General features: G+C 50.6%; 21 protein-coding genes and 2 tRNA genes. 20 read left to right on the top strand and 3 right to left on the bottom strand.

Annotated elements, in window-relative coordinates:
• Positions 1-76: 76 nt before the first annotated feature.
• The 3 genes from IEX98_RS16615 to IEX98_RS16605 all read right to left on the bottom strand — a co-directional run bounded on the left by IEX98_RS16615 (position 77) and on the right by IEX98_RS16605 (position 1,931).
• A complete protein-coding gene (locus IEX98_RS16615; RefSeq protein ID WP_188890338.1) occupies positions 77-1,465 on the bottom strand; it encodes a DUF4041 domain-containing protein in 1,389 nt (462 codons plus the stop codon).
• Positions 1,466-1,719: 254 nt separating this feature from the next.
• Positions 1,720-1,796 (bottom strand) — tRNA-Arg (locus IEX98_RS16610).
• A 61-nt stretch (positions 1,797-1,857) separates the two neighbouring features.
• A tRNA-Gly gene (locus tag IEX98_RS16605) sits at positions 1,858-1,931 on the bottom strand.
• A gap of 359 nt (positions 1,932-2,290) precedes the next feature.
• On the opposite strand from IEX98_RS16605, the gene IEX98_RS16600 reads away from it, so the two are divergent.
• The 20 genes from IEX98_RS16600 (at position 2,291) to IEX98_RS16505 (ending at position 25,846) form a co-directional block, all read left to right on the top strand.
• Positions 2,291-3,148, top strand: a complete 858-nt coding sequence (locus IEX98_RS16600) for a hypothetical protein (RefSeq protein WP_229692233.1) — start codon at positions 2,291-2,293, stop codon at positions 3,146-3,148.
• A gap of 87 nt (positions 3,149-3,235) precedes the next feature.
• Positions 3,236-4,525, top strand: a complete 1,290-nt coding sequence (gene tig, locus IEX98_RS16595) for a trigger factor (RefSeq protein ID WP_188890336.1) — start codon at positions 3,236-3,238, stop codon at positions 4,523-4,525.
• Positions 4,526-4,767: 242 nt separating this feature from the next.
• Positions 4,768-5,358: an ATP-dependent Clp endopeptidase proteolytic subunit ClpP gene (clpP, locus tag IEX98_RS16590; RefSeq protein ID WP_042164887.1), complete on the top strand. Its 591-nt coding sequence runs from the start codon at positions 4,768-4,770 to the stop codon at positions 5,356-5,358.
• 16 nt (positions 5,359-5,374) lie between these two features.
• The gene (gene clpX, locus IEX98_RS16585) at positions 5,375-6,631 is read left to right on the top strand and encodes an ATP-dependent protease ATP-binding subunit ClpX (protein ID WP_188890335.1); all 1,257 of its coding nucleotides are present in this window, start codon (positions 5,375-5,377) and stop codon (positions 6,629-6,631) included.
• A gap of 102 nt (positions 6,632-6,733) precedes the next feature.
• Complete coding sequence (gene ispG, locus IEX98_RS16580; RefSeq protein WP_042164884.1) at positions 6,734-7,843, top strand: flavodoxin-dependent (E)-4-hydroxy-3-methylbut-2-enyl-diphosphate synthase; 1,110 nt, start codon at positions 6,734-6,736, stop codon at positions 7,841-7,843.
• Between the two features lie 195 nt (positions 7,844-8,038).
• Positions 8,039-9,742, top strand: coding sequence for an ATP-dependent protease LonB (gene lonB, locus IEX98_RS16575; RefSeq protein ID WP_188890334.1), 1,704 nt, complete (start codon positions 8,039-8,041; stop codon positions 9,740-9,742).
• A 36-nt stretch (positions 9,743-9,778) separates the two neighbouring features.
• Positions 9,779-12,280 carry an endopeptidase La gene (gene lon / locus IEX98_RS16570; protein WP_188890333.1) on the top strand — a complete coding sequence of 834 codons (2,502 nt, stop codon included), beginning with the start codon at positions 9,779-9,781 and terminating at the stop codon, positions 12,278-12,280.
• On the top strand, positions 12,277-12,864 hold the full coding sequence (gene yihA / locus IEX98_RS16565; protein ID WP_188890332.1) for a ribosome biogenesis GTP-binding protein YihA/YsxC: 588 nt from the start codon (positions 12,277-12,279) through the stop codon (positions 12,862-12,864). The genes lon and yihA overlap by 4 nt, the downstream gene beginning before the upstream one ends.
• A gap of 214 nt (positions 12,865-13,078) precedes the next feature.
• The gene (locus tag IEX98_RS16560; RefSeq protein ID WP_188890331.1) at positions 13,079-13,669 is read left to right on the top strand and encodes a non-ribosomal peptide synthetase module; all 591 of its coding nucleotides are present in this window, start codon (positions 13,079-13,081) and stop codon (positions 13,667-13,669) included.
• Between the two features lie 204 nt (positions 13,670-13,873).
• A complete protein-coding gene (locus IEX98_RS16555) occupies positions 13,874-14,593 on the top strand; it encodes a YjgB family protein (protein WP_188890330.1) in 720 nt (239 codons plus the stop codon).
• A 274-nt stretch (positions 14,594-14,867) separates the two neighbouring features.
• The gene (gene speD, locus IEX98_RS16550; RefSeq protein ID WP_188890329.1) at positions 14,868-15,266 is read left to right on the top strand and encodes an adenosylmethionine decarboxylase; all 399 of its coding nucleotides are present in this window, start codon (positions 14,868-14,870) and stop codon (positions 15,264-15,266) included.
• A 241-nt stretch (positions 15,267-15,507) separates the two neighbouring features.
• Positions 15,508-16,893 carry a glutamyl-tRNA reductase gene (gene hemA, locus IEX98_RS16545; protein ID WP_188890328.1) on the top strand — a complete coding sequence of 462 codons (1,386 nt, stop codon included), beginning with the start codon at positions 15,508-15,510 and terminating at the stop codon, positions 16,891-16,893.
• A 41-nt stretch (positions 16,894-16,934) separates the two neighbouring features.
• Complete coding sequence (locus tag IEX98_RS16540) at positions 16,935-17,747, top strand: cytochrome C assembly family protein (protein WP_188890327.1); 813 nt, start codon at positions 16,935-16,937, stop codon at positions 17,745-17,747.
• Between the two features lie 43 nt (positions 17,748-17,790).
• Positions 17,791-18,441: a precorrin-2 dehydrogenase/sirohydrochlorin ferrochelatase family protein gene (locus tag IEX98_RS16535; protein WP_188890326.1), complete on the top strand. Its 651-nt coding sequence runs from the start codon at positions 17,791-17,793 to the stop codon at positions 18,439-18,441.
• Positions 18,425-19,393 (top strand): hydroxymethylbilane synthase, encoded by a 969-nt coding sequence (hemC, locus tag IEX98_RS16530; RefSeq protein WP_188890325.1) that lies wholly within the window; start codon positions 18,425-18,427, stop codon positions 19,391-19,393. Before IEX98_RS16535 ends, hemC begins: the two co-directional genes overlap by 17 nt.
• A gap of 3 nt (positions 19,394-19,396) precedes the next feature.
• The gene (cobA, locus tag IEX98_RS16525; protein WP_188890324.1) at positions 19,397-20,980 is read left to right on the top strand and encodes a uroporphyrinogen-III C-methyltransferase; all 1,584 of its coding nucleotides are present in this window, start codon (positions 19,397-19,399) and stop codon (positions 20,978-20,980) included.
• 108 nt (positions 20,981-21,088) lie between these two features.
• Positions 21,089-22,087, top strand: coding sequence for a porphobilinogen synthase (hemB, locus tag IEX98_RS16520; RefSeq protein WP_188890323.1), 999 nt, complete (start codon positions 21,089-21,091; stop codon positions 22,085-22,087).
• Positions 22,088-22,090: 3 nt separating this feature from the next.
• Positions 22,091-23,398 carry a glutamate-1-semialdehyde 2,1-aminomutase gene (gene hemL / locus IEX98_RS16515; RefSeq protein WP_188890322.1) on the top strand — a complete coding sequence of 436 codons (1,308 nt, stop codon included), beginning with the start codon at positions 22,091-22,093 and terminating at the stop codon, positions 23,396-23,398.
• An 80-nt stretch (positions 23,399-23,478) separates the two neighbouring features.
• Positions 23,479-24,456: an RluA family pseudouridine synthase gene (locus IEX98_RS16510; protein WP_229692232.1), complete on the top strand. Its 978-nt coding sequence runs from the start codon at positions 23,479-23,481 to the stop codon at positions 24,454-24,456.
• An 88-nt stretch (positions 24,457-24,544) separates the two neighbouring features.
• The gene (locus tag IEX98_RS16505; RefSeq protein ID WP_188890321.1) at positions 24,545-25,846 is read left to right on the top strand and encodes a LysM peptidoglycan-binding domain-containing protein; all 1,302 of its coding nucleotides are present in this window, start codon (positions 24,545-24,547) and stop codon (positions 25,844-25,846) included.
• The last annotated feature ends 104 nt before the right edge of the window (positions 25,847-25,950 follow it).

Below are 25,950 nucleotides of genomic sequence, written 5' to 3'. Positions count from 1 at the left end.
GATAAAATAGGGAGAAAGTATGCAAAAACGCACCGGCCTCGGAATAAGCTGGTGCGTTTTTTGTCTGAGCGAGCATTTAAGTATTAATTGAAACGGCAGCTTCTTGAAAAGAGCTTAACAACTCGTTTCTTGCATGCTGGGCAGTATGTTTTAGCCGGGCCGATTCACGAAACTCTTCTGCAGCGGCAGTAGGGATGAATTCAATTGTATTATCATGATTACTGACAATGACCGCTTGAATTTCTTTTAAAGATACTCTAAAAAACTCACGTCTTTTATTAATAATGTTTAATCGCCTGCTCTCAAATTCACGATGTAAAGCAGCCTCGAGTTTGGGAGCATCGTCAGAGAAAATCATAGCATGTACGTCGAAATTAAATGGAACTGAAGCATCACCCAGCTCAGAGACCCTGTCTTGAGGATCAATTCTTCTTGTCATTCCGATCTTGTAAATACCTTCTCCGAAAGACCCAATATTAGAAATAATGTATACATATCCCGCACGCTGATTAGCTTCACGATAATCTACGTCTTTTAAACGTGATTCAATATCCATTAAAGTAACAGTCAGTTCGGACATTTTATTCTCCACGAGTGCTCGTTCTTCATCAGATTTGCATAGATCGAGCTGCTTGGAGAATTTGTTGAGGGCATTGGAGTAATGCTGTTTTTCCTTTTCGATATTTTTTCTTGCCTCTTCAATTTCTCGCTGGAGCCTAGCCTCTTCACGCATCTGTTCACGTATTTGTTTTTGTTCTTCTTTCTCTTCTTGTTTCTTTACATGATATTCATGAGCCAAGTATAACTCTTGTAACTTTAAATTTAAGTAATGATCGGAGATATAGACTTGCATAATTTTTCCTAGTTTATTTAGAGTTTCAAAAGATTTCTGTATTTTATTTTGGTAAGTAACAACGTTATTGAACTTTACATTTGAGATACAGGCATCACATTCATTATTGAATGAACGAAGAGATAATTTTATCATATCATTGACCATCTTTCGTCCTTCAGTTTTATTGTTATTAACTACCCAATTTAAATTTCCAGCACATGCTGTTCCAGTTTTAATCATTTCTTTTTGATTATTACGTATTGAATCCAGACGGTCTTTATAGACAGAACTATTAACAAAAACGTATTTTGGTTCGTATAGCGCAAAGGATTCCAGAAGTAGCTGTTCATCCAAATCAATTAGATCTTTAGACTTCAGATCGTATTGTTGCTTCAGTAGTTTCAATTCCTCTTGTACATTGGTTATGTTTTGTCCATATTCAATCTGTAATTGTTCGATTTGCTCTAATAAAGAATTTTTGGTTACGTGCAGTTCGCTAATTTGTTCAGATAAATGTAATAGCTCTAATTGTTCTGGACTTAAACTAGTTTTAAGAATTTCATAATTTTCAATCCATGCATCACGTTCTGCTTTAATTTGTTTAACCTTAAAAAAATCAAAAATGCTCATGCATTTCATTCTCCCGTTAGGCCCCATCGGTTGAGGAATTTGCTGCTGATTCAGATTTGAGTTTTGTAAAATGTGTTCTGTAGCTTGGATGTATCTACAATATAACGTATGACAGCCTTGGATTAATAGGATGAATTCGTCGATTTATGTAAAATTACGGGTTTAATTGGAAGGGTAAGAGGAAGGAATAACAAAAATCCCCGTATAACCAAATATGATTTGGTTATACGGGGATTAATTAGATGTAATTGAGATGGCGTCCCAGGAGGGATTCGAACCCCCGACCGACGCCTTAGAAGGGCGTTGCTCTATCCAGCTGAGCTACTGGGACACATAAGAAAGATTATAGCATGCGATTTCTGGTTTTGGCAATAGCTAATTTCAGAAAAGTTTGGAGCGGGTGATGGGAATCGAACCCACGCCTCAAGCTTGGGAAGCTGGCATTCTGCCATTGAACTACACCCGCAAAAAAAAATCGCTTGGTAAATATAGCATATGAGAAATAAAAAAATCAAGTTAAAAACTTTAGCCGGTGTCAGGCCGATATAAATATTAGGATCTTTCATGCCCGACCTAGCCCATCCTCCTGCCCGCGGTTAAGCGACAAGCCTCGACTTATTTGCTTTGCGGCCATTTGCTTCGCCGTTTCTTAATTGGGCTTGAACGTGGTATAATTGAACGCAGGGCATCGACTGACGATAGATAAGGCTGGACCGATAAGGCGGTGGTACCATAACGACACACAACGATATACATAATGATAGTAAAGACAACGTCTACCTCTTTCCGAAAATGCTGGACCATTACCAAATCCAGCTGACCCGCATGCTGGAGTCCGAACAGTATGGAGAGGCGAAGCGGCTGCTGCGTTTCCTGCTTCAATGCAAGGGGGAAGATGCGCGCCACTATGAAGAATGGGGCAGTTTGCTTACCTGGCTGGAGATGGCTTTCCCTGAGGACGGGGACGGCGGCGATCCTGCTGAAACTGCCAATTCAGATGAGGCGGAAGAGGAGCGGGTACTCCGCGAGCAAATGCTGAATCCGCCGGGCCAGGATGAAGCTTATATTAAACAGGTCCTTTATATTATGGAGCATCATCCGATGCTGGATCAGCAAGTATTGGCGCTTGAACGGGCAGCCTATATTAAAGATCCAGAAGTGGACACAGCTATCGTACATTGGCTGACCACTACGACGGACTTGCATCCTATTTTGCAGTTCAAAGCGCTGCAATGTCTCCGCAAGCGTGAGGCAACGGGTATGCTTTTGCTGAATCGGATGGGTGAACTGGTGGAGATGGATATTGAATCGACACCGCTTTCCATAGACGATTTTCCGCAGCCGATCGGACGGATCCTGGAACGGGTTGAGCAGGTGACGGAATCCGAGGATCCCACGCTGCCGCATTTTGCCAGAGAGCTGTGGAAGGAAAGTCTGCAGTTTCTATATGGAACGTCTGCATACACTTGGATGCTCCGCGAGGAAGACGATACGGTCGATTGCTGCGCGGCTGCCCTGCATCTGACGCTGCTGCTGACGGTATACGGGACTGCAAACGACGACGATATCCGGGAAGTTTATGGCATTACCGAATCGCTCCGATTCAGGTATGAGCAAGCCTGCAGGGCGCTTCGGCAGGTAGCAGTTTTGCAGCGGTCGGATGAAGATAATCCTCAGCCTTGAAAAGCAGGCTTATCTTGTTTATAATAGAATGGTTTATGAAACGTGAAAATTTAGGACGCAACCGTATTTTGGAGGGGAAAGCATAAAATGAAAGCAACTTGGGAAAAAATAGACAAGAACGTCGTTTCTATCGACGTTGAGGTTGGAGCAGAGCGTGTCGCTACTGCACTTGACCAAGCATTCAAAAAAGTAGTTCAAAAAGTCAATGTACCGGGCTTCCGTAAAGGCAAAGTGCCGCGCGGCATTTTCGAATCCCGTTTCGGCGTGGAGAGCTTGTACCAAGACGCCATTGACATCTTGCTTCCGGATGCTTATTCCGAAGCAGTAAGCGAGAACAACCTGCAGCCTGTCGACCGTCCGGAAATCGACGTGGAGCAGTTCGCTAAAGGCGAAACGTTCAAGTTTAAAGCAAAAGTAATCGTTCGTCCTGAAGTTCAGCTTGGCGAGTACAAAGGTTTAGAAGTACCGTCCACTGAAGTAACAATCGGCGACGAAGAAGTGAATGCGGAGCTGGAGCGTCTGCAACAACGTCATGCGGAGCTTTCCGTAGTGGACGAAGGCGCTGCGCAAAACGGCGACATCACCGTTATCGATTTCGACGGCTATGTAGACGGCGAGCAGTTTGAAGGCGGCCAAAGCGAAGGTTATTCGCTGGAGCTGGGTTCAGGCTCGTTCATCCCAGGCTTCGAAGATCAACTCATTGGCTTGCAAATCGGCGACTTCAAAGACGTAGAAGTAACGTTCCCTGAAGAGTACCATGCAGAAAACCTGGCCGGCAAAGCTGCCGTGTTCAAAGTGAAGCTGCATGAAATCAAGCGCAAAACATTGCCGGCTCTTGACGACGAGTTCGCCAAAGACGTTAGCGAGTTCGATACGCTTGAAGAGTACAAGCAGGACCTGATCGTTAAGCTGAAAGAAAGCAAGTCCAAAGAAGCTGAGCAAGCTCGCGAGAACGCGGTCGTAGCAAAAGCTTCCGAGCTGGCAGAAGTTGAAATTCCTGAGCCGATGATCGTAACGGAAGTTGACTTCATGCTGAAAGATTTCGAAAACCGTCTTCGCATGCAAGGTATGAACATGGAGCTGTACTACCAGTTCTCCGGCCAAGACGAGTCCGTATTGCGTGAGCAAATGCGTTCTGACGCTGAGAAACGCGTCCGCAACAACCTTGTTCTGAGCGCAATTGCGAAAGCAGAAGGCATTGAAGCAACTGATGCTGACGTAACGGAAGAGCTTGAAAACCTGTCGACAGCTTACAACCGCCCTGCGGAAGAGCTGCGTACGATTTTCGCTCAAAACGGCAGCCTTGACAGCTTGAAAGAAGATGTTGAACTGCGTAAAACAATCAAATTGCTGCTCGACAGCAGCAAAACGGCTTAAGCCAAATTAGGCTTAAAGCTTAACTAAATATAAGTTTTAAAGAGGATAAGGCACGTGATCGTTATAAGATTCGTGCCTTATTTTCACCCTACATAACATATTGTGGTTGAAATGGAGATTGTTCTCCGTACATATCGAGCGTGCAGTGCCGTATACTGTAGTATTGGAAAAATGACATTGCCTCTCCAACGTGTTACAATAGCTTTGTTTAAAAAGTCATAAAACGAAAAGAGGTTGGTCGCATGAATCTGGTACCGATTGTAGTCGAACAAACAAATCGCGGGGAACGGTCATACGATATTTACTCGCGTCTGTTGAAGGACCGCATCATTTTTCTCGGGAGCGCCATTGATGATGACGTAGCAAACTCCATTATCGCGCAGTTGCTTTTCCTGGCGGCCGACGACCCAGAGAAAGACATTCATCTGTACATTAATTCCCCGGGCGGCAGTGTAACAGCCGGCATGGGCATTTTTGATACGATGCAATATATTAAGCCGGACGTGTCGACGATTTGCATGGGCATGGCGGCAAGCATGGGCTCCCTGCTGTTGACGGCAGGCGCTAAAGGCAAACGTTTTGCGCTTCCGAACGCGGAAGTTATGATTCACCAGCCGCTCGGCGGCGTTCGCGGTCAAGCGTCGGATATTAAAATCCACGCCGACTGGATTTTGAAAACGAAAGAAAAGCTGAACCAAATTTACGTAGAGCGTACCGGCCAGCCGTACGAAAAAATCGAACGCGATACCGATCGCGACAACTTTTTGAGCGCAGAGGAAGCGTTGAATTACGGTTTGATCGACAAGGTGATTACATCTCCGGTATCGATTTAATTGAAGGGGTGATACCATGTTTAAATTCAATGACGAAAAGGGCCAATTGAAATGCTCGTTCTGCGGCAAATCGCAGGAGCAAGTTCGCAAGTTGGTTGCCGGTCCCGGCGTATATATATGCGATGAATGTATCGAGCTTTGCACGGAAATCGTGGAAGAGGAACTCGGCCATGAGGAAGAGCTTGATCTGAAAGATATTCCGAAACCGAAGGACATTCGCGCTATTCTGGATTCGTATGTAATTGGTCAAGAATTTGCGAAGAAATCGCTGTCCGTAGCGGTATATAACCACTACAAACGGGTTAATTCGGGAAGCAAGATCGAAGACGTTGAGCTTCAAAAGAGCAATATTTTGCTCGTAGGTCCTACGGGCTCGGGTAAGACGCTTCTTGCACAGACAATGGCCAAAATTTTGAACGTGCCGTTTGCAATTGCAGACGCAACGTCGCTCACGGAAGCCGGTTATGTCGGCGAAGACGTCGAGAACATTTTGCTCAAGCTGATTCAAGCTGCCGATTATGATGTTGAGAAAGCGGAGCGCGGCATTATTTATATTGACGAGATCGATAAAGTAGCCCGCAAATCCGAAAACCCTTCGATTACCCGCGACGTTTCGGGTGAAGGCGTGCAGCAAGCGCTGCTCAAAATTCTCGAAGGTACGGTTGCCTCGGTTCCACCGCAAGGCGGGCGCAAGCATCCGCATCAAGAGTTTATTCAAATCGATACGACCAACATTTTGTTCATTTGCGGCGGCGCGTTCGACGGGCTGGAGCAGTTGATCAAACGCCGTATCGGCAAAAAAGTTATCGGCTTTAACTCGAACGGTGAGTTGACGAAGGATCTGAAGCCAGGTGAATACCTGTCGATGGTACTGCCGGAGGATTTGCTGAAATTTGGCCTCATTCCGGAATTCGTTGGCCGTCTTCCAGTTATTTCTACGCTGGAGCCGCTTGACGAGGAAGCGCTCATGCGCATTCTCTCCGAGCCGAAAAACGCGCTCGTGAAGCAATATCAAAAACTGCTGGAGATGGACAACGTCAAGCTCGATTTCGAGCCTGCCGCGCTTGAAGCGATCGCGAAAGAAGCGATTAAGCGGAATACCGGCGCTCGTGGCTTGCGTGCGATCATCGAGGGCATTATGCTTGAAGTGATGTACGAGGTGCCTTCCCGCGACGACGTGAGCACTTGTCTCATTACCGAGAAATCGGTACAGGACAAAATCATGCCTGAGCTGTCTGCCAAAAAAGGCAAGAAGAAGGAAGAAAGCGCCTAATCTACAATCATTACCGTCAAAAGTCCACCCTAGGCGCGCGGCATATGCCGCAGGCAATTAACGCTTTAGGGTGGAATTTGACGTTCATGGGAGAGATCAATGATGTATACGCGTAAAGATACGGTGCCGGTCAAAGTCGGGAACTTGACGATTGGCGGCAGCGACGAAGTCATCATCCAGAGCATGTGTACGACAAAGACGGCTGACGTTGAAGCAACGGTCGCTGAAATTCTTCGTCTTGAGGAAGCCGGCTGCCAGATTGTTCGGGTAACGGTGAACAACAAGGAAGCGGCGGAAGCCATTAAGGAAATCAAGAAACGGATTCATATTCCGCTCGTTGCGGATATTCATTTCGATTACCGGCTTGCTCTTGCCGCCATTGAGAACGGCATCGATAAAGTGCGTATCAATCCCGGCAACATCGGCCGCCGCGAGAAGGTCGAGGCAGTCGTTAAAGCGTGCAAGGAACGCGGCATTCCGATTCGGATTGGCGTGAACGCAGGCTCGCTGGAAAACCATTTGCTGGAGAAATACGGTTATCCGACACCGGAAGCTATGGTAGAGAGCGCATTGTTCCATATCGGCATTCTTGAAGAGCTGGACTTCCACGATATCATCGTATCGTTGAAAGCTTCCGACGTGCCGATGGCGATTGCTGCTTACAGCATGGCTGCCAAGCAAATCAAGTATCCGCTTCACCTCGGTATCACGGAAGCTGGTACACTTCATACCGGTACGATCAAGAGCTCGGCAGGCATCGGCGCGCTGCTGGCGCTTGGGATCGGCAACACTGTTCGGATCAGTCTCAGTGCGGATCCGGTTGAGGAAGTCAAGGTTGCACGTGAACTGCTTAAGACATTTGGGCTGATTACGAATGCGGCGACGCTCGTTTCTTGCCCAACCTGCGGCCGTCTGGACATCGATCTGTTCTCGATCGCCAACGAGGTTGAGGAGTATATCTCCAAAATCAAAGTGCCGATCAAAGTTTCTGTTCTTGGCTGTGCGGTTAACGGCCCTGGCGAAGCGCGGGAGGCCGACATCGGCATCGCCGGTGCACGCGGCGAAGGCATGCTTTTCCGGTACGGGGAAATGATCCGTAAAGTGCCGGAAGCGGAACTGCTTAACGAATTGAAAAAAGAAATCGATGAGATTGTGCGCGTGTTTGAGGAAACGGGCGAAATTCCTGGCCGCAAGCATCATACGCACGCTTAATCCATGAGAGAGGCGTTCTGCTGTCATCTTCGGATGAAGGAGGACGTCTCTTTTTTGCAAATTCAAGTTATTCGTTTTCATAAAAGGAAAAAATGGCGTTGGCGGTTATTCCCGGATAGAGGAGGCAATACTAGCAATTACGAACTCTATTGCCGTCGTGCACATGAAAGCTTTTTTATGAGGAGCGGATAATCGATGAATTTAAGTATTGTTTTGATGTTGATTCAAGTTTTTTTTGCTGTCGTTATTGGGCTTTATTTCTGGAATTTGCTGCGGAACCAGAAGACGAACCGTTCGGCGGTTGACCGGGAATCGCGCAAGGAGATGGATAAGCTGAGAAAGCTGCGCTCCGTTTCGTTGACGAAGCCGCTTGCTGAGAAAACGCGTCCGCAAGCGATGCAAGATATCGTCGGGCAATCCGATGGTTTGCGCGCGCTTAAGGCTGCTTTGTGCAGCGCCAATCCGCAGCATGTCATTATATACGGGCCTCCCGGTGTCGGGAAGACGGCAGCGGCTCGCGTTGTGCTCGAGGAAGCGAAGAAAAATCCGACCTCTCCTTTCTTGCCGGAAGCGAAGTTTACCGAGATCGACGCAACGACGGCCCGCTTTGATGAGCGGGGCATTGCCGATCCGTTGATTGGTTCGGTCCATGACCCGATCTATCAAGGAGCAGGGGCAATGGGGGTTGCAGGCATCCCGCAGCCAAAGCCCGGCGCGGTTACGAAAGCACATGGCGGCATTCTCTTTATTGATGAAATCGGGGAATTGCATCCGGTTCAAATGAATAAGCTGTTAAAGGTGCTGGAGGATCGCAAAGTATTTCTGGAGAGCGCCTATTATAACTCGGAAGATGCGAACATACCGATGTATATTCACGATATTTTCCAAAACGGCTTGCCTGCCGATTTTCGGCTTGTTGGCGCAACGACGAGATCGCCTCAAGATTTGCCGCCGGCGATACGCTCGCGCTGCATGGAAGTATTCTTCCGTCCGCTTCTGCCTGGAGAGATCTCGTTGATCGCCCAGAATGCGGTGAAAAAAATCGGCTTTGCGCCTTGTCCAGAAGCGGTTGCGGTCGTGGAACGTTACGCAACTAACGGACGGGAAGCTGTGAACGTTATTCAGCTCGCGGCAGGTGTAGCCTTGTCGGAGAAGCGTGATTCTATCTCAGCGGCTGATGTGGAATGGGTCGTCAACAGCAGCCAAATCCCTCCGCGTCCGGATCGTAAGGTGCCAGCTGCGCCGCAGATCGGATTCGTCAATGGGCTGGCTGTCTATGGACCCAATATGGGAACACTGCTTGAAATCGAGGTAAGTGCAATCGCTGCGCCGTCTGGCCGCGGTCAATTTACGATTACTGGCGTTGTAGACGAAGAAGAACTGGGCGGAGGCACAAGAACGCTGCGCCGGAAAAGCATGGCGAAAGGTTCCGTGGAAAATGTGCTGACCATGCTTCGCCGTTACGGCTTGAAGCCGCAGGATTATGATCTGCATATTAACTTCCCAGGCGGCACGCCTATTGACGGTCCTTCCGCCGGTATTGCGATGGCGACGGCAATTGCATCCGCAATCCGCGAAATTCCGATCGACAATAAGCTGGCGATGACCGGCGAGGTTGGTATCCATGGCAATGTGAAGCCGGTTGGCGGCGTACTGGCGAAAGTGGAGGCTGCCTTCCAGGCTGGAGCCGATACCGTGATTATCCCGCGGGAAAACTGGCAGGCAATATTCGCTGATTTGCAAGGCTTGAAAGTCATTCCGGTCGATCGAGTGGATGAAGTGTTCAACTACGTATTCCCGGTTGGCGAACCAGCCGTCGAAGAAGTAGAACCGCATGTTGCAACAGACCTTTTTATCCCGACGGGCGTTCCCTATTTGCAGGCGGATTCCGCGGAATGATAAAATAGGGTAGACAGAATTTTTGGAGGTGCTGGTTTGGGATCCGCTAAAACGAAAACCCGTCGACTGCCCTTGCTCCCATTAAGGGGATTGCTCGTATATCCCAGCATGGTGCTCCATCTGGATGTAGGCAGAGATAAGTCGGTGCGGGCGCTGGAAAAATCGATGATTGACGATCATATGATTTTGCTTTGCTCGCAATCCGAAGTCAATATCGAGGAGCCAACCGAGGAGGACATTTACCGAATCGGAACGATCGCTCGCGTGCGTCAAATGTTGAAGCTGCCTAACGGTACGATCCGGGTGCTTGTAGAAGGGGTAAGCCGCGCGGAAGTCGTCGATTATGTTGCCAATGACGAGTTCTACGAGGTGTCGGTTAAGGAATTGCCAGAGCAGGAGACAGATGATCCGGAAGTGGATGCGCTCATGCGGTCCGTGCTCAGTCAATTCGAGCATTACATCTCATTATCAAAGAAGGTCACGCCGGAGACGCATGCTGCTGTATCCGACATCGATGAGCCGGGCCGTTTGGCCGACGTCATTACGAGCCATCTATCCTTAAAGATTAAAGATAAACAGGATATTTTGGAGACGGTAGACGTTCGCGAACGTCTGGAGCGTTTGCTCGATCTGCTTAACAACGAGCGCGAGGTATTGGAGCTGGAGCGCAAGATCAGCCAACGCGTGAAGAAGCAGATGGAGAAGACGCAGAAGGAATATTATTTGCGCGAGCAGATGAAGGCGATTCAGAAAGAGCTTGGCGAGAAGGAAGGCAGAGCCGGAGAAGTCGAGGAGCTGCGCGGCCAGCTTGCCGAAGCAGGTGTTCCGGAGCCGGTGAAGGAGAAAATCGAGAAAGAAATCGATCGGCTGGAGAAAATGCCAGCAAGCTCTGCCGAAGGCGGCGTTATCCGCAACTACATCGACTGGCTGCTGGCGCTGCCTTGGAACAAGCTGACGGAGGATGACCTTAGTCTCGCCAAAGCGGAAGAAATACTGAATAACGATCATTACGGCTTGGAGAAGCCGAAGGAGCGCGTGCTGGAATATTTGGCGGTACAGCAGCTTGTCCGCAAGATGAAAGGCCCGATCCTTTGTCTGGTAGGCCCGCCGGGGGTGGGCAAAACCTCGCTTGCCCGTTCGATTGCGAAATCGCTTGACCGCAAGTTTGTCCGCATTTCGCTGGGCGGCGTGCGCGATGAAGCAGAAATTCGCGGGCATCGCAGAACCTATGTCGGCGCAATGCCAGGACGCATCATTCAAGGCATGAAAACCGCAGGCTCACTGAATCCGGTCTTTTTGCTCGATGAGATCGACAAGATGGCGATGGATTTCCGCGGCGACCCGTCTTCAGCGCTGCTTGAGGTGCTGGACCCTGAGCAGAACAGCACGTTCAGCGATCATTTTGTCGAAGTGCCTTTTGACTTATCCAACGTTATGTTTATTACGACGGCCAATGTGATGCAGAACATTCCGCGTCCGCTGCTGGACCGGATGGAAGTGCTCTATATTCCCGGCTATACAGAACTCGAAAAGCTGCAAATTGCCAGCCGCTACTTGCTGCCTAAACAGAAGAGAGAGCACGGCCTGACGGAAGCTCAGCTGGAAGTGGGCGAAGACGTGCTGATGCAGCTTATTCGTGAGTATACGAGGGAGTCTGGCGTGCGGAATTTGGAGCAGCAAATTGCAGCGCTCTGCCGTAAAGCAGCTAAACATATCGTCGCGAATGGAAGTCAGGAACGTACAGCAGCTGTCGAAGCTGATGCAGAACAGGCCCTCGACGGAGCTGCCGAGTTTGAGCAGGATGATCCGATATTGAATACGCTCGAAGCGGCCTTCGGCTCCTCGGAGGAGGAGAACGCTGCAACTACACTGGCGCCAGCTCTCGTCGTTGATGAGGAATTGCTGAAGGAATGGCTTGGACCAGCCAGATTCCGTTATGGAATGGCTGAGGTCGAGGACCAGGTTGGCGCAGTAACTGGGCTTGCATGGACCGAGGTTGGCGGCGATACGCTTGTCATCGAGGTTACAGTCATGCCGGGGAGCGGCAAGCTGACGCTGACGGGCAAGCTGGGAGACGTTATGAAAGAATCGGCGCAAGCCGCATTCAGTTTTACCCGCTCAAAATCGCTGGAGCTGAATATCGATCCGGCCTTCCATGAGAAGAACGATATTCATATTCACATTCCCGAGGGAGCAATTCCGAAGGATGGCCCTTCGGCAGGCATTACAATGGCAACGGCCCTTATCTCCGCGTTAACCGGAAGACGGGTATCGAAAGAAGTCGCGATGACGGGCGAAATTACGCTTCGCGGCCGGGTGCTGCCAATTGGCGGATTGAAGGAAAAATCGCTTGCGGCACATCGCGCAGGCATCACCAAAGTGCTTATGCCGAAAGAAAACGAGCGGGATCTGCGCGATATTCCGGACAGCGTGCGAAGCGAGCTGACTTTTGTTCCAGTGGCCCATATGGACGAAGTGCTCCAGCATGCATTGCTGCCGGCTACTACGGAAGAGAAAGCAGGATCACCGATATTATGAAGATTACACAAGCAGATTTTATTATAAGTGCAGTACAGCCTCATCAATACCCCGATGACGCCTTGCCAGAGGTTGCTCTGGCAGGGCGTTCCAATGTCGGTAAATCATCGCTGATCAATAAAATGATTATGCGCAAAAACTTGGCAAGAACGAGCTCGCAGCCGGGCAAAACCCAGCAGCTTAACTATTACCGGGTGAATGACATGGTCTATTTCGTCGATTTTCCGGGCTATGGCTATGCTAAAGTATCCAAGACGCAGCGTGAGCAGTTTGGTCAAATGATTGAAACTTATATCCGCGACCGGGAGCAGTTGAAGCTTCAATTGCTCATTATCGACATCCGCCATGCGCCGTCCAAGGACGATGTGCTGATGTACCACTGGCTGAAGCATTTCAACATTCCGACTTGCATCGTAGCGACCAAAGCCGATAAAATTCCGAAGAGCAAATGGGACAAGCATCTAAAAGTAATCAAGGAAACGCTTGAGGTCGATCCGCGTGATCACTTCGTCAAATTTTCCTCCGATACGGGGCTTGGCCGTGACGAACTTTGGGCGGTCATTACGGAAGCAATTGGCACATAAGGGAGATAGCATAGCGACTTCTAGCAGAATGTTGAGAATTTATTAAAAAAGGTAAACCTCTTCGCGGTTTTCTCCGGTTTTCTCAGAAATATGGGGGAATATCGAGGCTGAAGGGCAGGAATAAAACGCTCTTATCACGTATAATATACTTAAGCAAACTTAAACGGATGCAAGAAGTTCACAAGGTGCAATTCAAAGAATTGAGGAGATTTTTATGGCTCAGCGGCTAGCCACAGAGTATGTAAACGCCAAACTGCAACTAACGATTGATGAGATGTCCCAATTTGTCCGTTTTTTCGATGATCAACAGCTTGAGCTTCAAGTGCTGGTGCTCGATAACGGCAATCAGGAGATGGTTCTCGAAGACGTAGCAGAGAGGGAAGAGGTAAGGTTGACGTTTGAACGTCAACAGGACCGGTACGTGTGTGTGCTTTCCTGCCGCCTTGTTCATCCTAAGCTGACAAATGCCATGCGCAAAGCTGTAGCGGCTTTCCGTGGAGACGCGGTTGTCAATCGCATTTATAGTCATTATACGATGATCTACCACTATACGAATGGGAATGTTCGCCGCATACTGGAGTCCACCGACTCTGGCACCAGAGTCGTGTTCGAGTACAAGGACACGATCGGCCAGTTGGAGAGAGTGTACCGCAGCAGACTAATCGAGCGGGAGATCGAGATCGTTCAGAACGCCATAAACGAACTGCTTGACCTGCGCAACCAGGCTAATGATCCGGTGCAAATCGCCGACATCGACGATCGCCTGCAGAAGCAGACGCGCAAGCTGTTTGTTCTGGAAGCCTAATAGATAGAAGAGAAGGGGCCGCATACGATGCGGCTCTTTTTTTGTGGTTGCAGCTGCCGGCCCTCTGTTTCATTTTCCACGATGTGGACAATATTATAATAAGGGAAACTGCAACCTTTTGCGCAAAAAAGCAGTCCAATTTCATGACAGTATCACGCTGCCGATGAAGTACGACAACTTAGAATTTTAAAGGAGATGCAGCAGATGAACAAACAGACTCGGAACTATACAAAAAAATTAGCGGTTTTTGGTGGAACCGCCATATTGGCATTAGCTCTGTCAGCTTGCAGCGGCAATAACAGTGCAGGGAGCGGGGGCAATCAGCCAACGAACGCGCCAGGCGGATCGGCAACTCAGCCGCCAGTTACCGAGGTGACTTCGCCTCCGGCTAACAACGGCAATAACAACAACGGTGGCGGGAATGGCGTGCAGACCGGAAGCAAGCCGACGAGCAAACCGCAGAGCGGTCAGACGAACGGCGGGAAAGATGAATCCAAGATTGCAGTCGGTAAGATTTTCGAATTAGCGAAGGAAGGCAAGGTTCCAGGCTGCAGCTACGCGGCTCACACTTCGCTTTACGACGATATCGAGAAAGTATGGGGCAAAGCAGACCACAACGACTCCGCGGGCAAAGGCATGTATGCCGAATATAAGAAGCGGGGCATTACGTTCGGATACAACAAAGGCATGGTTGTATTTGATGTCAGATCCTATTCGAAGGACTTGCACAGCCTCACGCTGAAAAATATCGAAGCTGCCCTCGGCAAAGCGGACGAGGCTACCGTTAACGGCGACGATCATATTTACACGTATAACGTAAACAAGCAATATCAGCTGAAATTTGTCATCCCGGCATCGACGAACAAGGTGGACCACATTTCGGTATACAGCCCGGATGATACTAAAAATTTAATGGCGGGTTAATTACGGATACGGGTACCGTTTCGCCCCGGTCTTCATACGTTATAAACGGGCATCGGGGCGGTATTATCCAAATCAATCCTTATCCAAAAAAGCAGTTGCATTTCCGCCCAATAGATGTTATTTTTAATCTCGTTGAAAACACTGTTCTAGTCAAAATAGGAACCAGGATTCACTCAGATGTTGCGAGAGATTATACCCTCGGGAAGTGAATGACGTAGGTCCTAGCGGATGAAATTTTTTAAACATTTTATTCCTAGGAAGGGGGAACCGGAAGATGGAATATTCAACTTTCGGAAGACACGTTGCTGTTGATGCTTGGGGTGTAGATTTTGATCTGCTGAACAACGCTGAATTTTTGCAAGCCCAAATGGTGGAGGCTGCTGAAGCATGCGGTGCAACCGTAATGTCTGTGCAATCGAAGCAATTTGAGCCTCAAGGAGCAACGGTACTCGTTCTGCTGTCGGAGAGTCATCTCTCGATTCACACGTATCCGGAGAGAGGATTTGCCGCTCTTGATTGTTACACCTGTGGTGAAACCGTGGATCCGCAGCTTGCGATCGATTATATGATTGCGGTGCTGAAACCAACCAAGACGCATGCCAAGAAGCTTGTTCGCGGCATGGGCGAATTGCAAGTCGAAGAACCAACAATGAAACAAACCGAGCTTGTCTAATAGCTCGCAATGACGGATATCGAATAACCATAGACGAACTGCGCCTTATACGGCGGGGAATCGTCCATGGTTATTTCTTTGTGCGAAATGGGAATAATGAGAATCAGTTTTTCAAACATTATTCATAAATGCATCCAATATGCTTGTCGAACTATGCTATAATTACTGTTGACAAACGTTGTGTTAATGAAATTCGCTTATTATTCGTATGATATATAAAAGGAAAGGCAGGTGATCGCGCATGCACATTATCGTAGTCGGACTGAACTATCGGACGGCTCCCGTAGAAGTAAGGGAGAGGTTCGCCATCGCGGAAAAAGAAATGCAACAAGCGTTGAAGCAGCTTAAGCAGACTAGCAGCATTATGGAATGTGTCATTGTGGCGACCTGCAATCGTACCGAGCTGTATGCAGTAGTCGATCGCCATCATTTATGCGGCCATTATATCCGCAGCTTTATGGAGCAATGGTTCAAGCTGCCGAGGCAGCACTTTACGAATCATCTCTATATGTATGAGGATGATAAGGCGATCGAGCACTTGTTCCGGGTAACGAGCGGGCTGGATTCCATGGTGATCGGCGAGACGCAGATTCTCGGTCAGGTAAAGGATGCGTTTGCGCTTGCCCAGCAAGAGAAGACGACGGGCACGCTCTTTAATATGCTGTTCAAGCAATCGATTACGATGGCGAAGAAAGCTCATTCGGTTACGACAATCGGTGAATCGGCCGTATCGGTAAGCTATGCCGCGGTGGAGTTGGGCAAACGAATCTTCGGACAGTTCAACAAGAAAACCGTTATGATTATCGGAGCGGGCGAGACTGGCGAGCTGACGGCTAAGCATCTGTATGCCAACGGGGCCACTCAGGTTATCGTTGTCAACCGTACCTTTGAGCGCGCAGCCCAATTGGCGGACAAGTTCAACGGCATTCCTTACTCAATGGAGGAAGCGGCTGCCAAGCTGCATGAAGCTGACATTGTAATCAGCTCTACTGGAGCTGACGGCTATGTGCTAGACCGGTCTGCGGTAGCTGCTGCAATGAAACGGCGCAAATCGAAGCCGTTGTTCATGATCGATATTGCGGTGCCTCGAGATTTGGATCCGGCTATCGCTGCAGTGGAAAATGTATTTCTATACGATATCGACGATCTGGAGGGCATCGTGGAGAGCAACTTGGAGCATCGCCGTGTGGAAGCAGCGAAGATCGAGACGATGATTGAAGCTGAACTCGAAGTTTTCGCCCAATGGTACCGTACGCTTGGCGTCGTTCCGCTCATTCGCGCCCTGCAGACGAAAGCCGCCGATATTCATGAGGATACGATGGCAAGCATGCGCAACAAACTGCCTGATCTGGATGAGCATGAGCTCAAGGTCATCGGCAAGCTGACGAAAAGCATCGTTAATCAAATGATGCAGGATCCGATCTTACGGATTAAAGAGATGGCCGGTGAGAAGCATGCGGACGAAGCGATGGACATGTTCGTAAAAATATTTGCGCTGGAGGCGCAGCTTGCAGAGAAGCAAGCGGAGCTTCAAGCGGCGAACGATACGATAGCCGCGGCCGAAGCGCTGAAGAACAAAGCGCCTGTACGCGGAGCTGCGCCATCGCTGGCGTCCGTCACTAGGTAGAGCGCTCCGCAGTTTTAAGGGAGCGCAGCGTGGAGGCGCTTATGGGAACGCAAAATTGGCTGTATGACACGATACTTTATATGTACGCCCTGAGCCTTTTGTTTTACTTCTCCGATTTCATGGACGCGAACCGGAGAGCGAAACGGATCGGAACAGGGCTGCTTATTTTTGTATGGATATTGCAAACTGTCTTTCTTGTTATTCGTATTTTTGATCATCTGGAGATGACGTCCATCTCTACGTTTGAATACTGGTTGGGTTTTTCATGGCTGCTTGTCACCATATCGCTCGTCATCAGCCGGTTTTTCAAAATCGAGTTTATCGTCTTTTTGGTTAACATTGTCGGTTTTGCCGTATTGGCTCTCAATATGTATAGTCTTCCTGGCGAAGAATCCCGTTTGGCACTATCCTCGACGATGCGTGAGCTGCTGTTCGTCCATATTAGCTTGATATTATGCGCCTACGCAGCACTTACAGTCGGGGCGATTTTTGCCGGCATGTATCTATTTCTTCATCAGCAGTTGAAGGACAAGCGCTGGTCGAAATATGTGCGGAGGTTTCCTAGTCTGGATACGATCGAGCGTTATTCCGACCGTGCAATTATTATTGGGGTGCCGCTGCTTGCGATGTCGTTGTCTGTAGCGGTAACGCTGCTTTTAATTGAGGGTCAGACTTCTTTGTTGCTGGACTGGAAGGTTGTCTCATCCTTCGCTGCACTCGTCATGTATATCATTTACGTCGTTCAGCGCGCGATGCTGAACCGTCCGGGTACTCAGCTTGCCCGGCTGCATGTGTTAGCTTTCTTCGTCCTTATTCTTAATTTGTTGTCTAATTTTATATCGGCCTTTCATTAAAGCAAAAGCTAATTGCTCGGCGAAATAGATAGGGAGGCTTGCCATGTACCCAGTGATGCTGCAGCTTCGCGGAGAAAAAATCGTGATCGTTGGCGGCGGACGTATTGCAGAGCGCAAGACGTTGGCGCTGCTGGAGGCGGGCGCCGATGGAGTCGTGCTTATTAGCCCGGTCTTGACGCCGCATTTGCAAGCTCTTGCCAATGAGGGAGCCATACAGGTGCATGCAAGGCCCTATCGAACCGAAGACGCTGGCGGAGCGCGGCTGCTATTCGCCGCTACAGATGAAGCCTTATTAAATCAAGAAATTGCTGACGATGGCAGACGTGCCGGGGCGTGGGTAAATATTGCCGATGATGCAAGCGGCTCTGCCTTTGCTAATCCTGCAGTCGTACGCCGGGGGGATTTGCTGCTAGCGGTATCGGCAAGCGGCGCAAGTCCTGCGCTGGCTGCAAGAATAAAAGGCGAGCTGGAGCAAGCCTATGGAGAAGAATATGAAGCCGCTGTTCAAAGGCTTCGAAGGTTGAGAGAACGGGCCAAGGCGGTAGTAGAAGACCCGAATGAGCGGCATGAGCTGCTGCGGCTCGCTGCGGCAGAAGCGCCTCATATGCAAGAAGGCGATGATGAATTGGATGCTTGGCTGGAACGGCTTCAGAAGTTGATAACGGAGGGATTTCATAATGGAAACGACAAATAACGGACAGCGCACGATCGTAGTAGGCACAAGACAAAGCGCGCTTGCGCTGACGCAGACTGGCCAAGTAATTGAGGAGCTCAAGCGTATTAGTGAAAAGCACGGTCTTGGTTATTCTTTTGAAATTCGCAAAATCGTTACGAAAGGCGATCGCATTCTCGATGTGATGCTTTCTAAGGTCGGCGGAAAAGGGTTGTTCGTCAAAGAAATCGAACAAGCGCTCCTGGATGGTGAAATTGACATTGCCGTTCATTGCGTGAAGGATATGCCCTACGAGCTGCAGGAAGGACTAATGAACGGAGCGATTCCGAAGCGGGTCGATCCGCGTGATTGTCTCATTATGAAGGAAGGCTCGTCTCTCAATGATTTGCCGAAGGGTGCTAGAGTTGGCACCAGCAGCCTTCGCCGCTCCTGCCAGTTGAAGAATGTCCGACCCGATCTTCAGGTGGAATCCGTTCGCGGCAACATCGACTCCCGTATCCGCAAGCTGGAGACGGAAGGGTTCGATGCGATCGTATTGGCAACGGCGGGCATGATACGCATGGGCTGGGAAGACCGGATATCAGCAACGATTCCGGTTGACGTATCCGTTCCGGCTGTCGGCCAGGGCGCACTTGGCATTGAATGCCGTGTAGAAGATCCTGCTGTTCGCGAGTTGCTGTCTCTTTACAATGACGAGGAGACTTCGCTGGTGATTCGGGCGGAACGAAGCTTGTTAGGCGCTTTGAACGGCGGCTGCCAAATTCCGATCGGCGCTTATGCGACGGTACGGCAGATGAGCACGGATTCGGCGGCTTTGGAGCTGGAGCTTACGGGCATAGTCGGCACGCCGGACGGCTCTGTGCTATTGAAGGAAATGCTGCGGGGCAGCGATCCCGAGCAATTGGGCCGGGATGTTGCGGCGGCGCTCTCGGCAAGAGGCGCAGACCGGATATTGGCGGAAATCGAGGGATAGCAGATGGGGTATGGGGAAGAGAAGGCTTTAGCTGATGAACGGGACAAAGGGATCGTCTATCTGGTTGGGGCAGGTCCTGGCGATCCCAAGCTTATTACGGTTCGCGGATTGGAATGCTTGAAGCGCAGCGACGTCGTCGTCTATGACCGGCTGGCTAGTCCGCGCTTGCTGCGCCACTTAAAGCCGGGTGCGGAAAAAATCTACGTCGGCAAACTGCCCGACCGGCATACGATGAAGCAAGAGGAAATTAACCAGCTCCTCGTTGATTTGGCGCTGCAGGGCAAAGATGTAACGAGGCTGAAGGGCGGCGACCCGACGATTTTTGGACGGGTTGGCGAAGAAGCGGAGCTGTTAAGGGCTAACGGCATTGACTTTGAAATTGTACCGGGTATCACCTCAGCGATAGCGGTGCCTGCTTATGCAGGTATTCCGGTCACGCATCGCGACCTTGCTTCCTCCCTGTCAATTGTAACGGGCCATGAAAGCCCCGATAAGCTGGATAAATCGATTCACTGGGATAAAGTGACGAATGCGACGGGCACGCTCATTTTTCTGATGGGCGTTGCCAAAATCGGCTACATCGCCGAGCAGTTAATCCGGCATGGCAAAAAAGCCGATACACCAGTCGCTTTGATCCGGTGGGGTACGCGCGTTGAACAGCGGACGATCGTCGGTACGCTGGAATCGATTGAACGTATCGTGAAGGAAGCGAACTTTCAGCCGCCGGCTGTCATTGTCGTTGGCGACGTCGTTCTGCAGCGCGAGAAGCTGCAGTGGTATGAACGCAAGCCGCTATTTGGCGTGCGTGTTCTGGTCACCCGAGCGAGATCGCAAGCAAGCGAGCTGGCTGATTGGATTGAGGAGCTGGGCGGCGAGCCGTGCGAATATCCGGTTATCGATATTCGAGAGCCCTCGGAGCCGTCGAAGGTACAAGCCCTTCGGGAGGCATTGGAGCAAGCGGAGCGCTACGACTGGATTTGTTTCACAAGCGTCAACGGTGTCGATTATTTTTTCCGTTGGCTGCGCAGATTCGGCATCGATATTCGCCGATTCAACAAAGCCCGAATGACTGCTGTAGGTCCAAAAACAGCCGAGGCACTTGCCGATCGGGGACTTGCGGTAGAAGAGCTGCCTGCCAAGTTTCAGGCAGAAGGTTTGCTGGAGCAGCTTGAAAGTGAGCTTGTGCCCGGTCAGATCGCTTTGCTGCCGCGCGGTGATCTGGCCCGCGAAGTATTGCCCCGGGAGCTGGAAGCCCGCGGAGTACAGGCCGTACAAGCCGATGTATATGAGACGGCTTTGGCCGATACGCAGGACGACCAGGCGCTGGAGTGGATTCGCGAGCGGCAAATTCATGTCGTCGCGTTCACAAGCTCGTCTACGGTGACGAATCTATTGGAGATTTTAAGACGAAACGGCATCGATGATCCGGTTGCTGCTCTCTCCGGTGTTGATATTGCATCCATTGGTCCGCTGACGTCTCAGACGGCTGCGGCTGCGGGTCTTCAGGTGACGATTGAGCCGCAGGAGGCGACGATCGCTTCATTGGTTGAGGCTATGACACAGCATCAAGCAAGCAAGCGTGATTAACGGCATTATCATCAATTCTCTCAGGCTGCAGCAAATGTTGCAGCCTATACGATATAAGGCAAGATATAAGGAAAGTAATAAGGCTAGAAATTTGGAGGAGGAATAACTATGGCATTTCCTATCGTTCGACATCGCAGACTGCGCCAATCGGCGGCCATGCGCAACCTCATGCGGGAAACGGTATTGACCGCAAATGATTTCATTTATCCGATTTTCGTAACTTATGGCACCAACATCCGGGAAGAGATTGGATCGATGCCTGGCGTTTATCATCTGTCGATGGATCTCTTGGAAGCAGAAATTCGGGATATCGTCTCGCTGGGCATTCAAGCGATCATGCTGTTTGGCGTTCCGGACCATAAGGATGCAGAGGGTTCTTCCGCTTATGATCCAAACGGTATTGTTCAGGAAGCGACACGCGCTATCAAGGGCTGGGCACCGGAATTGATCGTGATGGCTGATACTTGTCTGTGCCAATTTACCGACCACGGCCATTGCGGCGTTGTGCATGTGCACGAAGCGACTGGGACGGCTGTGGTCGACAATGACTTATCGCTGGCGCTTCTCGTGCGGACAGCGGTATCCCAAGCGGAAGCGGGCGCTGACGTCATCGCTCCTTCCAACATGATGGACGGCTTCGTAGCTGCGATTCGCGACGGGCTGGATGAAGCAGGTTTTACGCATATTCCGATCCTGTCCTACTCTGTAAAATATGCGTCGTCCTTTTACGGTCCGTTTCGTGAAGCGGCACATTCGACGCCGCAATTCGGCGACCGTAAAACGTATCAGATGGATCCTGCCAATTCGCGTGAGGCGCTTCGCGAAGCGGAATCGGACGTCGTAGAAGGCGCAGATATGCTGATGGTTAAGCCTGCTCTTGCCTATCTTGATGTGGTTAGACAGCTTAAGGAAAGCTTTGATCTGCCGGTTGTGGCTTACAACGTAAGCGGAGAATATTCCATGGTTAAAGCGGCGTCGGCAAACGGCTGGATCGATGAGAAAAACGTCGTGCTGGAGACATTGACGGGGATGAAGCGCGCAGGCGCAGACATGATTATCACTTACCACGCGAAGGATGCTTCACGCTGGCTTAGAGGAGAGGAATAATCGATGAGCGACCATAATTCGATCGGCAGAAGACAGGATACTCGTTCTAGAGAAGCGTTTGAACGGGCGAAAAAAGTGCTTCCCGGGGGCGTAAACAGTCCAGTTCGGGCATTCAAATCGGTTGGACTTACTCCAGTCTATATGGAGCGGGGCGAAGGCAGCCGCGTTTATGACATCGACGGCAATAGCTATATCGATTACGTCGGCTCATGGGGACCGCTTATTATGGGGCATGCTCATCCGGAAGTCATTGAGGCGATCAAACGGACAGCAGAGAAGGGAACGAGCTTCGGCGCGCCAACCGAGCTGGAGACGCTGATGGCTGAGCTCGTATGCGAGCGGGTTCCTTCGGTCGATATCGTCCGCATGGTCAATTCCGGCACGGAAGCGACGATGAGCGCACTGCGCCTTGCCCGCGGCTATACGAAACGAAGCATGATCCTGAAGTTCGAAGGCTCTTATCACGGCCATGCAGACAGCTTGCTCATTAAAGCGGGATCAGGTGTGGCGACACTTGGTTTGCCGGACAGTCCGGGTGTTCCGGAGGGTGTAGCCTCCCAAACGATTACAGTTCCGTATAATGATCTGGCTTCGGTTAAAGTTGCATTCGAGAAATTCGGTGAGCAAATCGCCTGTATTATCGTCGAGCCGGTGGCCGGCAACATGGGCGTCGTTCCGCCGCTGCCAGGCTTCCTGCAGGGACTGCGCGACATTACGGAGCAATACGGCAGCCTGCTTATTTTCGACGAGGTGATGACCGGTTTCCGTGTTCATTACCAATGCGCGCAAGGGCTGTTTGGCATTATCCCGGATTTGACCTGCTTCGGCAAAGTGATCGGCGGCGGCTTGCCGGTTGGCGCTTACGGCGGTAAACGCCACATCATGGAAATGATCGCGCCAAGCGGTCCGATCTATCAAGCTGGAACGCTGTCCGGCAATCCGCTTGCGATGGCGGCGGGCTACACGACACTGAAGCTGATGACTCCTGAACGTTATGAATTGCTGGAGCGTCAAGCGGTACGTCTTCAGCGCGGGTTTGAGCAGAACGCGGCCAAACACGGTATCGCGACGACAATCAACCGCGTAGGCTCGATGGTGTGCCCGTTCTTCACCGACAAAGTCGTTATTAATTTCGATACAGCCAAAACATCGGATATGGAGCGCTTCAAAGCGTATTTCGCTGCGATGCTGGAGCTTGGTGTCAGCATTGCGCCTTCGCAATTTGAGGGCATGTTCGTCTCCGGCGTACACTCGGATGATGATATCGATGCGACGATTGCCGCTCATGATACGGCTTTCAGCCGTCTTTAAGCAATCAAACCTATACAGCCAGCGGAGGACGTAAGCACGTTCAGCCGCTGGCTTTTTTCTGGAAGGAGGCAAGCTTGCCAATGATGCCGAGACTGACGTATCGGAGAGAGAGGGAATGGCTATTGTTAGATCAGGACGGGCTGTCAGATCTTGCTGCGGCGGCCAACGTGGAGGCTCCCCAATCGGGGACAAGCCCCCATGCTATGCGTCAATGGCTGGTCGATTACGCTCCTTTTCCTGCCAAATGGATTAATCGGCTGTTCTCGGTAGGAGGCATTCAGTGGGAGGGCGAATGGCTGAAGCTGCTCGCTTTCCCTTCTGTGGCCAACGAGACTGCCGATCCGCTTTACCGGAAAGCGGCTGCAAACCGCTTCGGCTCACAGGGGACGTCTGCCCCTGAATTGCTCTATGAAGATGATTTTTGCGCGGTTTTCTTGAAACCGGCCGGCATGCCAGTCCATGAATCTCACCCTGGTCAGAGCGGTACGCTGGATGAGGCTGCTGCTCTGCATATGCTGACGAACAATGATCTCTTGCCCGTTCGCCATATTCACCGGCTTGATGACGACACGTCGGGACCCGTACTTTATTCGAAAAATGATTTGGCGCAATGGGTGCTGGATGAAGCGATGCGGGCAAAGCGGATCGATAGACGCTATATCGCCATCGTTCATGGCCGTCTGTCTTCCCGTTCAGGGACGGTTAATGCACCTATTGGCAAAGACCGTCATACTGCACGCCGGAGGGTATCACCAAACGGCGAGCAGGCGGTCACCCATTACGAACTGGTAGAGACAATAGGCAATGCTTCTGTCGTTCGTCTCCAGCTGGAGACTGGCCGTACGCATCAAATTCGGGTCCATATGAGCCATCTCGGCCATCCGCTGGTTGGTGACCGGCTTTATGGCGGTGATGGCACACTGCTGCCGCATCAAGCGCTCCATGGGGAAAGATTGCTGTTTCCTCATCCATGGACCGGCTTGCCTGTGGAGGCAAAGGCGCCAGCCCCGTCTTGGTTGGCGGCACTGCGCGACAAGCTGGGCTCCCGTACAAAATGATAGTCATGCTCCTTCCAATCCTGCCATATAAATAATAGGGAATGTAATAGTAGCCCAAGCATTCAGATTAGGGAGGGAGGACTAAAGCGTGACAGATCAATCGAAGGGATTGCGTTTTGACGTTTACGAACGCATTCATTTACCAGATGAAGTAGCAGCCATTGAAGAGCTGGAGGAAATTGAGCTGGTTCCCCGTATTCAAGTCATTGAGCAGGACGATCATGCGGTTCTGAAGGGACAGCTGCTCTTGACCGGTGTCTACAGAGGACAGGCAGAGGCTTCCTTGCTGCAAACGCTGGAGCATTGGATTCCTGTGGAAATTACGCTGCCGTTGAATCGAATATCCCGTCTTGATGAAATTTCAGTGGAGATCGACAACTTCGACGTTGACCTGCTCAGCTCAAGAACACTTAACATTACGGGTGTTCTATCGCTCCGCGGCATTCTGGTCGAGCCGCTGCCGGAAGCCGAAGAAGCTTGGCGGGAAGAGCCGATTACCGTTGTTCATGAACGGGAAACGGCCGATTTCGATGAGCAGGTGCTGCAGGCGAGACTACAAGCCCAGCAGGAGCTTTATGGTTCAAGCTCGGAAGAGGATGATGAGGAAGCTTTCGAGGACGAGGAAGACGAGCAGGACCAAGAGGAAGCTGACGAGCCAGTCTACGATGAGCGGGAGGAAGACAGCGAAGCTGCAGTAACAATTTCTGCGTCTCCGCGTGACTCCGGCTGGTCGGCTGCACAATGGTTTGAGCCTCAGCCTCAGTCTCAGCCGCAGCATCAGCAGCCTTTGCCGCAGTCTCCTGCGCTTGGTTCGCCGTATTCCGAGGAGCGTGGAGTTACTTACGCTTCCGAGCAGCAATCGGAAGAGGAGAACGTAATTAGCGATGCCCAAGCGGATGCGGATTTTGCCCCAGAAGAGGAGAGCGAGCCAGCCGTTTGGGAGCATGAAGAACGGGATGAGCAATGGTTTGCCGGCGGCGAGCAGAAGATTGCCGAGGAAGCTGAGAAGCAGGAGCTGCGAATCGGCTTTGGCAGCAAGCAGCCGGTTACCGATCCGGAGCAGGCTGCTAATGTCGGTCTGCTGACGCTGCTGCAAACGAGTAAACGGGAACAGGCAGCAAGGGAAGCAGCGGAGCAGGTAGCGGCGCAGCAGGCGGTTGAGTCGTCCAAGTCTATTCATTCCGGTGATGAGATTGAGTGGAAAACGTTGTTCCTCGGCAAACAAAGCGATGAACGGGAATTCCGCAAAATCCGCGTTTGTATCGTTCAACGGGATGAGACGTTGGAATCGATCGCCGTCAGATACAGTTTGAATCCGCGGGAAATATTGCTGTACAACGGCTTAAACGAATCTGCGGTTGCAGAAGGACAGCTCTTGTACATTCCTTAAATCAAACCTCATAAAAAAGGGCTTGTCCGCATTGCGGGCAAGCCTTTTTTAGCTGCCAGAGCAGTCGTTGCGGGATGCCGGGCGGTCTAATGGGAGATGCTTAT

The organism is Paenibacillus radicis (ex Gao et al. 2016) (assembly GCF_014641555.1).
Classification (GTDB): domain Bacteria; phylum Bacillota; class Bacilli; order Paenibacillales; family Paenibacillaceae; genus Pristimantibacillus; species Pristimantibacillus radicis.
Note: the sequence above shows the minus strand (reverse complement) of the source record. Positions and strands in the feature narration are given on the sequence as shown.

Bases quoted from the DNA above. Each gene is read 5' to 3' on its own strand.
- IEX98_RS16615 (WP_188890338.1), bottom strand. From the start codon at position 1,465: ATGAGCATTTTTGATTTTTTTAAGGTTAAACAAATTAAAGCAGAACGT.
- IEX98_RS16600 (WP_229692233.1), top strand. From the start codon at position 2,291: ATGCTGGAGTCCGAACAGTATGGAGAGGCGAAGCGGCTGCTGCGTTTC.
- tig (WP_188890336.1), top strand. From the start codon at position 3,236: ATGAAAGCAACTTGGGAAAAAATAGACAAGAACGTCGTTTCTATCGAC.
- clpP (WP_042164887.1), top strand. From the start codon at position 4,768: ATGAATCTGGTACCGATTGTAGTCGAACAAACAAATCGCGGGGAACGG.
- clpX (WP_188890335.1), top strand. From the start codon at position 5,375: ATGTTTAAATTCAATGACGAAAAGGGCCAATTGAAATGCTCGTTCTGC.
- ispG (WP_042164884.1), top strand. From the start codon at position 6,734: ATGTATACGCGTAAAGATACGGTGCCGGTCAAAGTCGGGAACTTGACG.
- lonB (WP_188890334.1), top strand. From the start codon at position 8,039: ATGAATTTAAGTATTGTTTTGATGTTGATTCAAGTTTTTTTTGCTGTC.
- yihA (WP_188890332.1), top strand. From the start codon at position 12,277: ATGAAGATTACACAAGCAGATTTTATTATAAGTGCAGTACAGCCTCAT.
- IEX98_RS16560 (WP_188890331.1), top strand. From the start codon at position 13,079: ATGGCTCAGCGGCTAGCCACAGAGTATGTAAACGCCAAACTGCAACTA.
- IEX98_RS16555 (WP_188890330.1), top strand. From the start codon at position 13,874: ATGAACAAACAGACTCGGAACTATACAAAAAAATTAGCGGTTTTTGGT.
- speD (WP_188890329.1), top strand. From the start codon at position 14,868: ATGGAATATTCAACTTTCGGAAGACACGTTGCTGTTGATGCTTGGGGT.
- hemA (WP_188890328.1), top strand. From the start codon at position 15,508: ATGCACATTATCGTAGTCGGACTGAACTATCGGACGGCTCCCGTAGAA.
- IEX98_RS16540 (WP_188890327.1), top strand. From the start codon at position 16,935: ATGGGAACGCAAAATTGGCTGTATGACACGATACTTTATATGTACGCC.
- IEX98_RS16535 (WP_188890326.1), top strand. From the start codon at position 17,791: ATGTACCCAGTGATGCTGCAGCTTCGCGGAGAAAAAATCGTGATCGTT.
- hemC (WP_188890325.1), top strand. From the start codon at position 18,425: ATGGAAACGACAAATAACGGACAGCGCACGATCGTAGTAGGCACAAGA.
- cobA (WP_188890324.1), top strand. From the start codon at position 19,397: ATGGGGTATGGGGAAGAGAAGGCTTTAGCTGATGAACGGGACAAAGGG.
- hemB (WP_188890323.1), top strand. From the start codon at position 21,089: ATGGCATTTCCTATCGTTCGACATCGCAGACTGCGCCAATCGGCGGCC.
- hemL (WP_188890322.1), top strand. From the start codon at position 22,091: ATGAGCGACCATAATTCGATCGGCAGAAGACAGGATACTCGTTCTAGA.
- IEX98_RS16510 (WP_229692232.1), top strand. From the start codon at position 23,479: ATGATGCCGAGACTGACGTATCGGAGAGAGAGGGAATGGCTATTGTTA.